The organism is Bacillus sp. P4_E1 (assembly GCF_056401715.1).
Window position 1 is genome coordinate 43,289 of sequence record NZ_JBFUIV010000026.1, and the last position, 15,437, is coordinate 58,725.

14 protein-coding genes, 1 rRNA gene and 1 other annotated feature are annotated in these 15,437 nt (G+C 37.4%); all 15 genes read right to left on the reverse strand.

All coding sequences use genetic code 11. The annotated features are described in order from the left end of the window. Nucleotides 1–2: 2 nt before the first annotated feature. Nucleotides 3–746 (reverse strand): 23S rRNA (guanosine(2251)-2'-O)-methyltransferase RlmB, encoded by a 744-nt coding sequence (rlmB, locus tag AC1DS7_RS25870; RefSeq protein WP_002091503.1) that lies wholly within the window; start codon nt 744–746, stop codon nt 3–5. Beyond that, nucleotides 743–1,150, reverse strand: coding sequence for a Mini-ribonuclease 3 (locus tag AC1DS7_RS25875; protein WP_002009804.1), 408 nt, complete (start codon nt 1,148–1,150; stop codon nt 743–745). Before AC1DS7_RS25875 ends, rlmB begins: the two co-directional genes overlap by 4 nt. Nucleotides 1,151–1,152: 2 nt before the next feature. After that, nucleotides 1,153–2,550 (reverse strand): cysteine--tRNA ligase, encoded by a 1,398-nt coding sequence (gene cysS / locus AC1DS7_RS25880; RefSeq protein ID WP_002091500.1) that lies wholly within the window; start codon nt 2,548–2,550, stop codon nt 1,153–1,155. Continuing rightward, nucleotides 2,531–3,196 (reverse strand): serine O-acetyltransferase, encoded by a 666-nt coding sequence (gene cysE / locus AC1DS7_RS25885; protein ID WP_002091498.1) that lies wholly within the window; start codon nt 3,194–3,196, stop codon nt 2,531–2,533. The genes cysS and cysE overlap by 20 nt, the downstream gene beginning before the upstream one ends. A gap of 137 nt (nt 3,197–3,333) precedes the next feature. Continuing rightward, nucleotides 3,334–3,579: a binding site (T-box leader), on the reverse strand. 47 nt (nt 3,580–3,626) lie between these two features. Further along, entirely contained in the window at nt 3,627–5,084 is a 1,458-nt protein-coding gene (gene gltX / locus AC1DS7_RS25890) for a glutamate--tRNA ligase (protein WP_002091496.1), read from the reverse strand. A gap of 89 nt (nt 5,085–5,173) precedes the next feature. Next, complete coding sequence (gene ispF / locus AC1DS7_RS25895; RefSeq protein ID WP_000488386.1) at nt 5,174–5,650, reverse strand: 2-C-methyl-D-erythritol 2,4-cyclodiphosphate synthase; 477 nt, start codon at nt 5,648–5,650, stop codon at nt 5,174–5,176. A gap of 113 nt (nt 5,651–5,763) precedes the next feature. Then, nucleotides 5,764–6,444, reverse strand: coding sequence for a 2-C-methyl-D-erythritol 4-phosphate cytidylyltransferase (gene ispD / locus AC1DS7_RS25900; protein WP_002009811.1), 681 nt, complete (start codon nt 6,442–6,444; stop codon nt 5,764–5,766). 16 nt (nt 6,445–6,460) lie between these two features. Then, complete coding sequence (locus tag AC1DS7_RS25905) at nt 6,461–7,564, reverse strand: PIN/TRAM domain-containing protein (protein WP_002063406.1); 1,104 nt, start codon at nt 7,562–7,564, stop codon at nt 6,461–6,463. A 160-nt stretch (nt 7,565–7,724) separates the two neighbouring features. Further along, entirely contained in the window at nt 7,725–8,798 is a 1,074-nt protein-coding gene (gene disA, locus AC1DS7_RS25910; protein ID WP_000392162.1) for a DNA integrity scanning diadenylate cyclase DisA, read from the reverse strand. A 3-nt stretch (nt 8,799–8,801) separates the two neighbouring features. Beyond that, nucleotides 8,802–10,178: a DNA repair protein RadA gene (gene radA / locus AC1DS7_RS25915; protein ID WP_002009817.1), complete on the reverse strand. Its 1,377-nt coding sequence runs from the start codon at nt 10,176–10,178 to the stop codon at nt 8,802–8,804. 94 nt (nt 10,179–10,272) lie between these two features. After that, entirely contained in the window at nt 10,273–12,708 is a 2,436-nt protein-coding gene (gene clpC, locus AC1DS7_RS25920; RefSeq protein ID WP_002009819.1) for an ATP-dependent protease ATP-binding subunit ClpC, read from the reverse strand. Between the two features lie 22 nt (nt 12,709–12,730). Next, nucleotides 12,731–13,795, reverse strand: coding sequence for a protein arginine kinase (locus AC1DS7_RS25925; protein WP_002169332.1), 1,065 nt, complete (start codon nt 13,793–13,795; stop codon nt 12,731–12,733). Between the two features lie 4 nt (nt 13,796–13,799). Continuing rightward, the gene (locus tag AC1DS7_RS25930; protein WP_002009823.1) at nt 13,800–14,348 is read right to left on the reverse strand and encodes a UvrB/UvrC motif-containing protein; all 549 of its coding nucleotides are present in this window, start codon (nt 14,346–14,348) and stop codon (nt 13,800–13,802) included. Nucleotides 14,349–14,517: 169 nt separating this feature from the next. Beyond that, nucleotides 14,518–14,979 carry a transcriptional regulator CtsR gene (ctsR, locus tag AC1DS7_RS25935; protein ID WP_002029353.1) on the reverse strand — a complete coding sequence of 154 codons (462 nt, stop codon included), beginning with the start codon at nt 14,977–14,979 and terminating at the stop codon, nt 14,518–14,520. Nucleotides 14,980–15,192: 213 nt separating this feature from the next. Further along, nucleotides 15,193–15,308, reverse strand: a 5S ribosomal RNA gene (gene rrf, locus AC1DS7_RS25940). Between the last annotated feature and the right edge of the window lie 129 nt (nt 15,309–15,437).

A 15,437-nucleotide genomic window follows, 5' to 3' on the forward strand; every position in this document is an offset into this window, starting at 1 on the left:
TTTTATTTACCAATTTCGTGACGTTTACGATATACCTCATACATTAACAAACTTGCGGCTACTGAAGCATTTAAGGATGTAACTTTACCGACCATCGGTAAAGTAATTAGAAAATCACACTTTTCACCAATAATACGACTCATACCTTTTCCTTCACTACCAATTACTAGTCCGATTGGCATATTACCATCTAAATTACGGTAATCTGTTTTCCCTTTGGCATCTGTACCAGCAATCCAAAGTCCACGTTCTTTTAATTCATCAATTGTACGCGATAAATTTGTTACACGTGCAACAGGAATATATTCAATTGCCCCAGTCGACGCTTTCGCAACTGACGCTGTAAGCCCCACAGCTCTTCTTTTTGGAATAATAACCCCATGAGCCCCTGTTGCATCCGCAGTACGCATAATAGAGCCTAAGTTATGTGGGTCTTCAATTTCATCTAAAATCAAGAAGAACGGATCTTCATTGCGTTTTTCTGCTAATTTAAACAAATCCTCTAACTCAGCATATTGATATGCAGCTACTTGAGCAATTACACCTTGATGATTACCCTCAACCAATTGATCTAATTTCTTCTTTGGTGCGTGTTGCAAAATAACCTTATTCTCTTTTGCTAATGCTAGTACAATTTGCACTTGTCCTTTGGCAGCACCTTCCGCTACCAAAATTTTATTAATATCTCTCCCCGCTCTTAAAGCTTCAATTACAGGGTTACGTCCGATAATATATTCACTACTCATGATGATGTGCTCCCTTCCTTTTCTTCCAAAACGTCAATCGCCTTATATACAATCTCGTCCAATCTTTCACGATTATTCAACAAGTGATGATAACCGATTAGTGCTTCAAAGGCTGTACTGTGTCGATATGTTTGTACATCTGTATTTTTTGGAACAGTACCCGAATTTGCATTACGCCCTCTTCTTAATACCGCCTCTTCCTCTTCTGTCAAAAATGCCGTTTCTAATAAATGATAAACAACTTTCGCCTGTGCTTTTGCCGAAACAAAGCCCGTCCCTAAGCGATGTAATTGATTAGGGCGAACTGTCCCCTTTTGAAGGAGGTGATAGCGGATATATTGCTCATATACCGCATCACCCATATATGCTAAAGCTAAGCTGTTTAATTGCTTTGCATCAATCATTCTTATCCTCTTTTCCATCTTGTGCCTTGAGCGGTATCTTCTAAAATAATATTACGTCCTTTTAAATCATCGCGAATTTGATCAGATAGTGCGAAGTCACGATTTTGACGAGCTTCAATACGCTTTTGGATTAGTGCTTCAATTTCTTCATCAAGCAACTCTTCTTGTGCTAATTCTAATCCTAAAATACTAAATAATGTTTCAAGTTGTTTTACATAAGCTTCAATTACAACTTTAGAAGTATGTTCTTCTAACAAATATTGATTTGCGTGATTTGCTACGTTATATAATTCAGTAATCGCATTAGCCGTATTGAAATCATCATCCATCGCTTCTTCGAATGCAACCTGGAACTTTTCCATTTCAGCTAACCATTTTTCATTATGGTCCGTTAAATCCGTACTACTTTCCATACGATGCTTTAAGTTACCGTAAGCTGTTTTAATTCTTTCTAGTCCATTATTAGTACTTTGCAATAAATCCTCGCTAAAGTTAATTGGGTGACGGTAATGTACCGATAGCATAAAGAACCTGATTAACTGTGGATCATATTGTTTAATGATATCGTGAACTAAAATGAAGTTTCCAAGCGACTTAGACATCTTCTCGTTATTAATATTAATATATCCGTTATGCATCCAATAACGTGCAAATGTTTTTCCTGTCAACGCCTCAGACTGCGCAATTTCATTTTCATGATGAGGAAATGCTAAATCTTGACCACCAGCATGAATATCAATTGTATCCCCTAAATATTTACGCGCCATTGCTGAGCATTCAATATGCCACCCTGGGCGTCCTTTCCCCCAAGGGCTTTCCCAGAAGATTTCTCCTTCTTTCGCAGCTTTCCATAAAGCAAAATCAAGAGGGTCTTGTTTCTTTTCTCCTACTTCAATACGTGCACCGTGACGTAAGTCTGCAATCGGTTGATGTGATAATTTACCGTAACCTTCGAATTCTTTCGTTTTAAAGTACACATCACCTTCTGATTCATATGCATACCCTTTATTCACAAGTTCTTGAATAAATTCAATAATGATATCCATATTTTCCGTTACACGTGGATGAACCGTTGCATGTTTGCAACCTAGTGCCGTTACATCTTCAAAGTAAGCTTCAACAAAACGATCTGCAATTGTTGGCACATCTTCACCTAATTCGTTTGCCGCCTTAATTAATTTATCATCCACGTCAGTAAAGTTAGATACATACTGCACATCATATCCTTTATATTCTAAGTAACGGCGTACTGTATCAAACACCATAGGTGGTCTTGCATTCCCAATGTGAATGTAGTTATACACTGTAGGTCCGCACACATACATCTTTACCTTATTTTCTTCTAATGGCATAAACTCTTCTTTTTGACGCGTTAACGTATTATAAATGTGAATAGTCATTTTTATCCTTCCTTCCTACCTTTACCTCAAGTTGCTTTCTCAATTTATCAAGTTCTACTTCCATAACCTTTAATTTATCAAAAATCGGATCCGGAAGATCAGAATGATTTAATTCTTGACCAATTTTTACTCCATTTTGAATAACGACTCGGCCAGGTATACCTACAACTGTAGAATGCGCAGGAACTTCCTTTAACACGACAGATCCTGCTCCAATTTTAGAATTCTCTCCAATAGTAATAGAACCTAGTACTTTAGCACCTGTTGCAATTAATACATTATCCTGAATTGTAGGGTGCCTCTTTCCTTTTTCTTTACCTGTACCACCTAATGTGACACCTTGATAAATTGTTACGTTTTCGCCAATTTCACACGTTTCTCCAATCACAACCCCCATTCCATGATCAATGAAAAAACGACGACCAATAGTTGCTCCTGGATGAATCTCAATGCCAGTAAAAAAACGACTAACTTGCGAAATCCAACGTGCCATAAAGAAAAAATTCCTTTTATAAAAAGCATGTGCAATTCGATGGGCCCAAACTGCATGTAATCCAGAGTAAGTTAAAATGACTTCGAAATAACTTCTTGCCGCTGGATCCTGTTCAAAAACGACTTCAATATCTTCCCGAAGCCTCTTAAACATCGATGTTCCCTCCCCTTTATGGGCTGCTTTTTTCGAGTGAACTAACTCCCCACTTCCCCCTAAATCTTTATACAAGGGGATAAAACTTATACTCACACCATTTACATGGTATAAAAAAAAGACGCCTCTGTCATATAGACAGAGACGCCTTTTAAGCGCGGTTCCACTCTGTTTAGGCTAAAGAAGCCTCAAACTCATCCATGATAACGGTTTACACCGCTTCTGTTTACTTTGCGCCCTAAGACGTTCCGCGAAATACTTCGCTGTTCAACAGAAGACTCGAAGGGGCATTTCAAAAATCCGCTTATAAACCACTTCCAGCCTAAGGGTGGTTCTCTCTGTAAAAAGCCTGATTTTCTACTTCTCCTTCTCGTCGCTTTTCATTATTAGATTTTAGATATACTTATTATATTGCTAAACCTAGAAAATGTTAACCAATTACTTTTTGAATACGATTTAAAACTTTTTCTTTTCCAAGAAGAGCAATAGCGTTAGGAAGCTCTGGACCATGTGTTTGTCCAGTAGTAGCAACACGGATTGGCATAAATAGGTTTTTACCTTTATGTCCTGTTTCTTTTTGAACTGCTTTAATAGCCGCCTTAACTGCCGCTGGCTCCATTGCTTCTAAAGCTTCTAATTGATCGGCAAATGCACGAAGTACTTCAGGTACTTGTTCACCTTTCAATACTTCTTGTCCCTCTTCTTCATGATCAACATGATCTTTAAAGAACATTTCAGAAAGCTCTACAATTTCAGCTCCAAAGCTCATTTGGTCATGATATAAAGCAATTACATCACGAACCCACGCTTGTTCTTGTTCGCTTAAGTTTTCACCTACGCGACCCGCTTTCACTAAATGCGGTAAGCTTAGTTCAACAACCGTATCTAAATCTTGTTTTTTCATATATTGGTTGTTCATCCATTTTAGTTTTTGGGAATCAAATAATGCAGGTGATTTTGATAAACGAGCTGCATCAAACATTTTGATAAACTCATCTTGAGAGAAGACTTCTTCTTCACCTACTGGTGACCAACCTAGTAATGCAATAAAGTTAAAGATTGCTTCTGGAAGATATCCAAGCTCTTTATATTGCTCAATAAATTGAATAATAGATTCGTCACGCTTACTTAGCTTTTTACGGCTTTCGTTTACAATTAAAGTCATATGACCGAACTTCGGGATATCCCAACCGAAAGCTTCGTAAATCATCATTTGTTTTGGCGTGTTTGAAATATGATCATCACCACGAAGTACGTGTGTAATCTCCATTAAGTGATCATCTACCGCTACCGCAAAGTTATAAGTTGGAATTCCATCTTTTTTCACGATAACGAAATCACCAAAATCATTTGAATGGAATGCAACTTCATCTTTTACGAGATCTTTAAACGTGTAGTCGCTATCAGCCGGCACACGGAAGCGAATACTTGGAATACGGCCTTCAGCCTCAAATCCTTTAATTTGCTCCTCAGTTAAATCACGGTGGTTTCCTGCATAACGCGGTGTTTCACCACGAGCGATTTGACCTTCACGCTCTGCTTCTAGCTCTTCTTCTGTCATATAACATTTGTAAGCTAAATCACGCTCTAATAAATCTTTATATAATTTTTTATAAATATCTAAACGCTCTGTTTGACGATATGGTCCAAATTCACCACCAACATCAACACCTTCATCCCAGTCCATACCGAGCCATTTCAAGTATTTTAATTGGCTTTCTTCTCCACCAGCAACATTACGTTTCACATCAGTATCTTCAATACGAATAATAAACTTACCATCTTGATGACGAGCAAATAAATAATTAAATAATGCCGTACGCGCATTTCCGATATGTAAGTGTCCTGTTGGACTTGGCGCATAGCGCACTCTCACTTGCTTTTCCATAGTTGGTACACCTTCCAATCTTAATGTCAACACATTCTATAATTGTACACCAAAAAAACGTGATTATCCATCTTACGAATTAAAAACCACTATTTTTTCTGTAATAAAACAACCGCTTGAGAAGCAATCCCTTCTTCTCTACCTGTAAATCCTAATTTTTCTGTTGTTGTTGCCTTTACATTAATATTATCAATAGACGTTTCTAATAGTTCACTAATGCGTTTACGCATGCTTTCAATATGCGGTGCCATTTTTGGCTTTTGGGCAATAATTGTACAATCTAGGTTCCCTAGCTCATAACCTTGTTCACGCACAAATTCCCAAACCTTTTGTAACAATACAGCTGAATCCGCATCTTTGAAGGCAGGATCTGTATCGGGAAAATGTTTTCCAATATCTCCTGCTGCAATTGCTCCTAGACATGCGTCAGCAATCGTATGTAACAATACATCTGCATCCGAGTGACCGATTAATCCTTTTTCATGAGGAATTGTAATTCCACCGATAATTAATGGTCTACCTTCCGCAAATTCATGTACATCAAAACCTTGTCCAATTCGAAACATTCTTTACATCCTCCTCAATCTAAACTACTTTATGAATTCTATATTATATTGCTATCTCTATAAAGAAAAGCCCGGCAACTGCCGAGCTTTTCTTTACTATAATACCATCACTTCTATTTCTTCTGAACATGAAGGAAACTTTCAGCAATTAGTAAATCCTCTGGAGTCGTCACTTTAATATTATAGTAACTCCCCTCTACTACGCCTACTTTCTTCCCTACACGTTCTACGAGACTTGCGTCATCTGTACCAAGAAAACAACTTTGCTTTGCACTTCTATGAGCTTCTAATAAAAGAGGAACAGAAAATCCTTGCGGTGTTTGAACCGCTTTAAGCTGAGAACGTTCTACCGTTTCAACAACAACACCCTGTTCTACTTTCTTAATGGTATCCTTCACTGGCACCGCACAAATGGAAGCACCATATTTCTCTGCTGCAGTTAATACATCTTGCATCATCTTATTCGTTACGAACGGGCGCGCACCATCGTGTACGAGAACATATTCAACACCACTCACATACTGAAGCGCATTATACACACTATCTTGTCTTTCGGCCCCGCCTTGAATAAATTGCACCTGCTTTTCAACCGGGTACTTCTGCATTAACTCCTCAAAATAAGGGCGTTCCTCTTCGTTAATTGCCATGATAATACGTTTACATGCTTTATCTTTTTCAAAAGCACGTAATGTATGCACAATGATAGGTACTCCATTTATAAGTAAGAACAACTTGTTTTTGCCAGCACCCATCCGTTTCCCTTGACCCGCTGCTGGAATAATTAACGTATACATATTAATAATCCTCTACTTATAATGCTTTTTCTAATAATTTACGTTTTGCGAAAATCATACGACCAGCCGATGTTTGCAACACACTTGTAACTAGTACATTAAGTTGCGAACCGACATATTCTCTACCGTCTTCTACTACAATCATCGTGCCATCATCTAAATATGCCACACCTTGATTTTGTTCTTTACCATCTTTCACAACATAAACACTTAATTCTTCGCCAGGGAGTACGACTGGTTTAATTGCATTTGCTAAATCGTTAATGTTTAATACTGTTACTCCTTGTAATTCAGAAACTTTGTTTAAGTTGAAATCATTTGTTACAACAGTTCCACCAGTGATTTTAGCTAACTTTACAAGCTTGCTATCCACCTCTTGGATATCCTCAAAATCGCCTTCATAAATTTCCACCGGAATTGGTAGCTCTTTTTGAATACGATTTAAAATGTCTAATCCTCTGCGACCACGATTACGCTTTAAAGCATCAGAAGAATCGGCAATATGCTGAAGCTCTTCTAATACGAATTGTGGAATCACAATTGTTCCTTCTAAAAACTTCGTTTGGCAAATATCCGCAATACGTCCATCAATAATTACGCTTGTATCGAGAATTTTCCAATGAGTTGTAGATTTTTCTACCTCTACCTCTTCGTTCTCGCTATTGTTTTTCTTCTTACCTCCACGCTGGGGTAATGTAAATAATCCTAGCAATTCATTTCTCTTTTTAAATCCTACTTGGAATCCTAAATAACCAAGTAAAAGAGTAAAGAACACTTGTAATACTGTACTAATGACTGGAATCGTGAATTCACGAATTGGTATCAAAATTAAATATGCAACAATAAGACCAGAGATCAACCCTAATGTACCAAATAAAACATCCGCTACCGGTGCCTTTACAAGGGCTTCTTCGATATGTTTAATAAGTTGAACAATATAATCCACAAGCCAAAATGTTGTTAAAAATAAAATAATTGCACCAATAATTGCACGAACGTACGATCCCTCAAGCAAAGGAACAGCACCAACGTCCAATACATTAATAACTTTTGGGATTAGAAAAATCCCTAACGCTCCCCCGATCACTAAAAAGAAGAGCTGTACGATCCTTTTTAACATCCAACCACCTCCTACTCATTATTAACCATTGTTTTGCTAATCAAAACGCCGAATGCAAAAGCGGACGTGTTTTTTTGTAAATAGTTTTATTTACCAATATACCATATCATATAACAAAAATGTTCTAGTGTCGTTATATTATGGAATCAATGTAATATTCTTAATTGTGTCTACTCATATAGAGATGCTCTTGAATTCTTTTTAGGCCCTCTCGTATTTTCTTCGCCCTAACTTCCCCAATTCCTTCCACATCATCCAATTCATTAATAGTTGCACGACAAACACCTTGCAATGTTTTAAATCGATTAATTAAATTTTCAATGATAAGTGGTGGAACACGAGAAATTTTGCTTGCGATTCGGTATCCCCTCGGTGTCACGCTTTCTTCTAAGCTCATTTGCCCTGGATAGCCGAGCAATTTAACTAAATCGCTATCCTCTAAAAGCTGTGTATTTGCAAGATCTTGTAACTTTTTCAAAATTTGATGGTGATCCTGCGTTTTTTCTTGATAATAATCCTTAATTAATAACGCTGCCTCTGCTTCTAAGTCAGCTAGTAATTCTGTAAGTTGTAAACGAATTAACCTTCCTTCCGTTCCTAACTCATGAATGTAGCTCACTATTTCATTTTTAATACGCAGTACCATTTCAACACTATGTAAAACGTGAACTACCTCGGACATTGTAACGACCTCTTCAAATTCTAGAATGCCCAAATTCGTAATCCCATCATTCCATACAGCTTTATATTTTTCTAACGTTTGAATAGCTTGGTTTGCCTTTGTTAAAATTACACCTATATCTTTTAGTGTATAACGTAAGTTCCCTTGATATAGTGTAATTACGTTACGTCTTTGTGAAATAGCCACAACAAGGCTAGCCGTCTGCTTTGCTACACGCTCTGCCGTTCGGTGACGCATACCTGTTTCAATAGAATCAATGGATGGATCTGGAACTAATTGTGCATTTGCAATTAAAATTTTGCTCCCAGTTTCATTTAAAATAAGTGCCCCATCCATTTTTGCTAATTCATATAAACTAGCCGGTGAGAATGCACAATTAATGTGAAATCCTCCATCAACAATACTTTTAATCTGCTCATTATACCCAAGAACAATTAGCCCTCCAGTTTGCGCACGAAGTACGTTATCTATCCCTTCGCGTAGTGGTGTTCCTGGGGCAACAAGCTGTAGAATATTAATCATACTTTTGACACGTTGCTTGTTTTCCTCCATAGCCTAGCCTCCTAATGTCAAACGAAGCGCTTCTCCTAAATTAGAAACACCTACTACCTCAATCCCATCTGGAATTGTCCATCCTCCCAAATTTTTTCTAGGAATAATAGCACGTTGAAATCCTAATTTCGCTGCTTCTTGTACACGTTGTTCAATTCTTGATACTCTTCTTATTTCTCCAGTTAGGCCTACTTCTCCTATTACCGCATCGGCTGGTGCAGTAGCTTTATCTCTGAAACTTGAAGCAATACTTAAGGCGACAGCTAGATCGATTGCTGGTTCATCTAATTTCAAGCCACCCGCAACTTTTAAATATGCGTCTTGATTTTGCAACAATAAACCTGTTCTTTTTTCTAGCACTGCCATAATAAGCGAAACGCGGTTATGATCAATTCCCGTCGCCATTCTTCGAGGATTTCCAAAACTAGTAGGGGAGATTAATGCTTGTATTTCTACTAAAACCGGTCTTGTTCCTTCCATTGAAGCAACCACTGTGGATCCTGCAACTCCAACTGGACGTTCCTCAAGGAAAATTTCAGAAGGATTTAGTACTTCTGCAAGACCTAGTTCCTTCATTTCAAAGATACCCATTTCATTTGTGGAACCAAAACGGTTCTTCACAGCTCGCAAAATACGATATGTATGGTGACGATCTCCTTCAAAGTAAAGAACTGCATCAACCATATGTTCTAGCATACGTGGTCCTGCAATTGCCCCTTCTTTTGTCACATGTCCGACGATAAAAATAGGAATCCCTTTCGTCTTTGCAAGTTTCATTAATTCCGCTGTACATTCACGTACTTGCGTTACACTCCCTGGGGCTGACGTCACTTCAGGTAAATGTATCGTCTGAATGGAGTCAATAACAACAAAAGCTGGATTCATCTCTTCAATGTGCGCTGCAATTCTCTGTAAATCAGTCTCTGCTACAACAAATAGATTACTACCCTTTACATGCAAACGATCTGCACGAAGTTTGATCTGCTTTGCTGACTCCTCACCTGATATGTATAGTACATCATATGAAGAATCTGCTAATTGCGATGAAATTTGTAATAACAATGTTGATTTCCCAATCCCAGGGTCTCCACCAATAAGTACTAAAGATCCATCTACAATCCCGCCACCAAGTACACGGTTAAACTCTTGAAATTTCGTTTCAATACGCGCCTCAGACTTTGTTTCTACCTCTGTTAAGCGTCTTGGTTTTGTTACTTCTGATTGAATTGCATTGGCATAATTAAGGCGTCTTGATGATACAACTGGTTCCATCTCTTCAACAAGCGTATTCCATTGACCACATCCAGGACATTTCCCCATATATTTTGGCGACTGATAACCACATTCTTGACATGTAAATTTTGTTTTCTTTTTAGCCATATCTTTTATAGTTCACTTCACTTTCATCTACAAACGTTTATCCTTCTCGTACAAGAAAGAGGGCTATCGCGTAGCCCTCTTTGTTTGTCTATACTTATTTTACCTTTTCCGCACTATGAATGACAAATGATTCTCCTTCTATATCAAAGATAACTTTTTGTCCTTTCTCAATAGCACCTTTTAACAGTTCTTCTGATAGTCTATCTTCTACATGTTTTTGAATTGCTCTACGAAGTGGACGAGCACCATACTCTCGATCAAATCCTTTATCAGCAATTGCTGAAATTGCTCCTTCTGTTAAGTGCAATTCAATCTCTTGTTCTTTTAAGCGTTTCACTAACTGATTCACCATAAGAGTTACAATTTCTTGAATATGTTTTTTCTCAAGCATATGGAACACGATAATTTCATCAATACGGTTTAAGAATTCTGGACGAAATGCTTTTTTCAATTCATCCATTACTTTACCTTTCATATCTGAATAATCGCGGCTCTCATCTTGTACGTTAAATCCAAGATGTTTATTACGTTTTAATGCGTCTGCACCAACATTAGACGTCATAATAACAATTGTATTACGGAAATCAACTGTACGTCCTTTAGAATCTGTTAAACGGCCATCTTCTAATACTTGTAGTAAAATATTAAACACATCAGGATGAGCTTTCTCTACTTCATCTAATAAGACAACTGAATATGGCTTACGACGAACTTTCTCTGTTAATTGTCCACCTTCTTCATATCCAACATATCCTGGAGGAGATCCAACTAAACGAGAAGTAGAATGCTTTTCCATGTACTCAGACATATCGATGCGGATCATTGCATCCTCATCACCGAACATAGATTCTGCTAATGCCCTTGCTAGTTCTGTTTTACCTACACCAGTAGGTCCTAGGAAAATAAATGAGCCAATTGGACGTTTCGGATCTTTTAATCCCGCTCTCGCACGACGAACAGCTTTTGCCACAGCTACAACTGCTTCATCCTGCCCAATTAAACGATCATGTAAAATTGATTCCAAGTTTAATAATTTATCTGTCTCTGTTTGTGCAAGTTTAGAAACTGGAATACGTGTCCATGTGGAAACGACATTTGCAATATCTTCTACTGTTACTTCTGAGTTTTCTTGTCCTTGTTTCTCTTTCCACTGACGCTTTGTATCTTCTAACTTTTCACGTAAACGTTGTTCCATATCACGTAAGGAAGCAGCTTTTTCAAATTCTTGGCTTTGTACAGCTGCATCTTTTTCTTTTCTAATTTCCTCAAGCTTCACTTCAAGCTCTTTTAAGTTTGGCGGTGTTGTATAAGAACGTAAGCGCACTTTTGATGCAGCCTCATCAATTAAATCGATTGCTTTATCAGGTAAAAAACGGTCTGTAATGTAACGATCTGAAAGTTTTACAGCCGCATCGATTGCATCATCTGTAATAGATACGCGGTGATGCGCCTCATAACGGTCACGTAAACCTTTTAAAATTTGAACTGATTCTTCTAAGTTTGGTTCATCAACATGAATTGGTTGGAAACGTCTTTCTAATGCCGCATCCTTTTCAATATATTTACGATATTCGTCTAAAGTTGTTGCACCAATACATTGTAATTCACCACGTGCTAAAGATGGTTTTAAAATATTCGATGCATCAATTGCACCTTCCGCCCCGCCTGCACCAATTAACGTATGAAGCTCATCAATAAATAGAATGATGTTACCAGCTTGGCGAATCTCATCCATCACTTTCTTTAAACGATCCTCAAATTCACCACGATATTTTGTTCCAGCAACAACTGTACCCATATCTAATGTCATAACACGCTTATCTCTTAAAGTTTCAGGAACTTCATTATTTACAATTTGCTGTGCTAATCCTTCCGCAATTGCTGTCTTACCTACACCAGGTTCTCCAATTAATACTGGATTGTTTTTTGTTCTACGGCTTAACACTTCAATTACACGTTGAATTTCTTTACTACGTCCAATAACAGGATCTAAACGATTTTCACGTGCAACAACTGTTAAATCACGTGCTAGACTGTCAAGTGTAGGTGTATTCGCATTTGTTGATGAACCACCCTGGTGACCTGAACTAGCTTCATTACTTCCAAGGAGTTGTAACACTTGTTGTCTTGCTTTATTTAGGCTTACACCTAAATTATTTAAAACGCGTGCTGCTACACCTTCACCTTCACGGATTAAACCAAGTAAAATATGTTCTGTTCCAACGTAGGAATGGCCTAGCTTACGAGCTTCGTCCATAGACAACTCAATAACTTTTTTAGCACGAGGTGTGTAATGTACTGTTTGAGAAGCTTCTGTTCCACGTCCAATTAATGCTTCTACCTCTTTTTGAACTTTCTCTGGACTTAATCCAAGAGCAATTAACGCTTTTGCTGCAATTCCTTCACCTTCGCGTACAAGCCCAAGTAAAATATGTTCTGTTCCAATATTATTATGCCCAATGCGAATTGCTTCCTCTTGAGATAAAGCTAATACTTTCTGTGCTCGTTCTGTAAATCTTCCAAACATCATAGAAATCGCCTCCTACTTGCGCTTAATTTTGTTCAATTCGTAATCGCTCACGGATTAAGGTTGCTCTTCGATAATCTCTTTCTTCTGGTCCTAAAGGTCCTCCTGCATATTGTTGCAAAATGCCTGGCTGAGTAAGAACCATTAACTCAGTTAAAATATTTCTCGATATACCTTGTATATATCCTAAGTCAATACCAAGCCGTACATCTGATAAGCAAGTGGCTGCTTCTGCAGATTGAATTAAACGACTGTTAGCTAGTATTCCGTAAGAACGATATACTTTATCTTCAAGCTCAATGCTTGAATTTTGTACAATTAATTCTCTAGCCGTTTTTTCTTGATGGATGATTTGTTGAATGACACTCTTTAAATCTGCAATAATATCTTCTTCTGATTTCCCTAGTGTCATTTGATTTGACACTTGAAATATATTACCTAACGCTTCGCTACCTTCACCGTATATTCCTCTTACTACTAACCCTAATTTTTGAATTACTTGTATAATACGGTTAATTCTTTTCGTTAAAACCAGTCCCGGCAAATGAATCATTACCGAAGCCCTTAATCCTGTACCGACGTTAGTGGGGCAACTCGTAATATATCCAAGCGATTCATCAAAAGCATATTCAACCTGCTCCTCGATCCAATTATCTATTTGATTGGCACTTTGAAGCGCCTCTGATAACTGTAAACCTGAAAATAGGCACTGAATCCTAACATGATCCTCTTCATTAAGCATGATACTTATATGTTCACTTTCTGATAGTAGGCATGCTCCGTATTCTGTTCCTGCAAGATTTGGACTAATTAAATGCTTCTCAACTAAAACTCTCCTTTGAAGAGGATTTAATTCATTCATTTTTAATAGTTCAAACTCCCCAAAAGGTTCTACAGGTTTTTTTATAAACTTCTTCTTAAATAACTCATGAATCTGCTTAGCTTCTTCCTCGTTTTGCATAGTAGAGAATTGATATTTTTTAAAATTACGAGCCAAACGAATTCGACTACTTAAAACAATATCAGAATCAGGGCCATCTCCCTTCATCCATGGACTAATCGCTTCATTCATGATTCTGTCCAGTGACATAGAACTATTCCCCCTCTCTATGCTCACTAAGCTGATTTACAAGACCTCGAATTTTATCTCGTACTTCAGCCGCTTTCTCAAATTCCTCTTTCTGTACATATTGTTTCAGATTGAGTTTTAGTTCATCTAATTCTTTCTTTAAGTAGATATTTCCTTCTATACGTTCAGGAATTTTTCCACAATGATCCGTATGCCCACCGTGAAGACGTTTTAACAATGGTTTTAAGTGCCCCTTAAATGTATCGTAACAAGAAGCACATCCAAAGCGTCCCACTTTTGTAAATTGTTCATATGTCATCTTACAATTCGGACATCTTGATATATTTGTATTTGAAAATGCATCTTGCCCTTCTTCAAACATTGCCGGTTCACTATGCAATAATCCGGCTAATAGGTCATGGAATGAAAAATTAGACTGCGGTGATTGAAAGAAAGACGTATAGCCACTTTGTTCTGCACATTGCTCGCAAAGATGAACTTCCGCCTTTTTTCCGTTGATTACTTTTGTATAATGTAAAGTTGCTGGTCTTATATTACAGTTTTGACAAGTCATCGCTATCCCCCACCTTTACAACAGGAACGATCTATCTCATGATACTTTTCATACATTACTAGATTGTTCTCTTTCCTTAATCCATTTAGTAAAAGCACATGTCATCTTTCAAAATCCCTACAATATTAAACTGCATTATCTTAGCTATCATTCTTAACAAAAGTTATATTTATTTATATTTCAGTGTTCTTAACATTGCGCATAATATTCGAGCCCTAAGTTCATCTCGAGAAGGAACATCCATTAATAATACAGAACGATCTAGTACGCTTAACATAAGTTTAGCTTCACGATTTGTTATAATACCCTCTTCTATTAAACGTATAATCATGCTTTCTGCATTTCCTTGTGCAACGCTATGATCAATCATATGAAGCATTTGATCAATAATGTCTATATCATCATGCAGTTTGACTTTTATAATGCGAATGTAACCTCCTCCACCTCGTTTACTTTCTACTACGAATCCTCTTTCTAACGTAAAACGGGTATTGATTACATAGTTGATTTGAGACGGCACACAATCGAATCGATCAGCGACCTCATTCCTCTTGATTTCAATCGCATTATTATTGCTTAAGTCAATAACTTGCTTTAGATATTTCTCAATGATATCAGATATATTTCTCATTTATCCGCCACCTTTATTGACTTTGACTATCTTTGACTTTAATTATATACGTATTAAAAAAATTTGCAACTCTTTTGCTTATTCACTATCCTAGCCACATTTCCCTGTCTTTAATCAAAAGGACGATTCTTTAAGTAAAGATTTTTTAAATTACTATGAATTGTAAAAAGAAACACGAAAAAACACAAGTCAAAAGACTTGTGTTTTTATTTTGCTTGGCGACGTCCTACTCTCACAGGGACAAGGTCCCAACTACCATCGGCGCTAGAGAGCTTAACTTCCGTGTTCGGTATGGGAACGGGTGTGACCTCTCTGCCATCATCACCAAACTGATGAAGGTATATTCCTTCAAAACTAGATAACATTGCTTCATATTATATGGTTAAGTCCTCGATCTATTAGTATTCGTCAGCTCCACATGTCACCATGCTTCCACCTCGAACCTATCAACCTGATCA

Excerpts from the sequence above, each read along its gene's own strand:
- rlmB (WP_002091503.1), bottom strand. The coding sequence starts at position 746 with ATGAGTAGTGAATATATTATCGGACGTAACCCTGTAATTGAAGCTTTA.
- AC1DS7_RS25875 (WP_002009804.1), bottom strand. The coding sequence starts at position 1,150 with ATGATTGATGCAAAGCAATTAAACAGCTTAGCTTTAGCATATATGGGT.
- cysS (WP_002091500.1), bottom strand. The coding sequence starts at position 2,550 with ATGACTATTCACATTTATAATACGTTAACGCGTCAAAAAGAAGAGTTT.
- cysE (WP_002091498.1), bottom strand. The coding sequence starts at position 3,196 with ATGTTTAAGAGGCTTCGGGAAGATATTGAAGTCGTTTTTGAACAGGAT.
- gltX (WP_002091496.1), bottom strand. The coding sequence starts at position 5,084 with ATGGAAAAGCAAGTGAGAGTGCGCTATGCGCCAAGTCCAACAGGACAC.
- ispF (WP_000488386.1), bottom strand. The coding sequence starts at position 5,650 with ATGTTTCGAATTGGACAAGGTTTTGATGTACATGAATTTGCGGAAGGT.
- ispD (WP_002009811.1), bottom strand. The coding sequence starts at position 6,444 with ATGTATACGTTAATTATTCCAGCAGCGGGTCAAGGGAAACGGATGGGT.
- AC1DS7_RS25905 (WP_002063406.1), bottom strand. The coding sequence starts at position 7,564 with ATGTTAAAAAGGATCGTACAGCTCTTCTTTTTAGTGATCGGGGGAGCG.
- disA (WP_000392162.1), bottom strand. The coding sequence starts at position 8,798 with ATGGAGGAAAACAAGCAACGTGTCAAAAGTATGATTAATATTCTACAG.
- radA (WP_002009817.1), bottom strand. The coding sequence starts at position 10,178 with ATGGCTAAAAAGAAAACAAAATTTACATGTCAAGAATGTGGTTATCAG.
- clpC (WP_002009819.1), bottom strand. The coding sequence starts at position 12,708 with ATGATGTTTGGAAGATTTACAGAACGAGCACAGAAAGTATTAGCTTTA.
- AC1DS7_RS25925 (WP_002169332.1), bottom strand. The coding sequence starts at position 13,795 with ATGTCACTGGACAGAATCATGAATGAAGCGATTAGTCCATGGATGAAG.
- AC1DS7_RS25930 (WP_002009823.1), bottom strand. The coding sequence starts at position 14,348 with ATGACTTGTCAAAACTGTAATATAAGACCAGCAACTTTACATTATACA.
- ctsR (WP_002029353.1), bottom strand. The coding sequence starts at position 14,979 with ATGAGAAATATATCTGATATCATTGAGAAATATCTAAAGCAAGTTATT.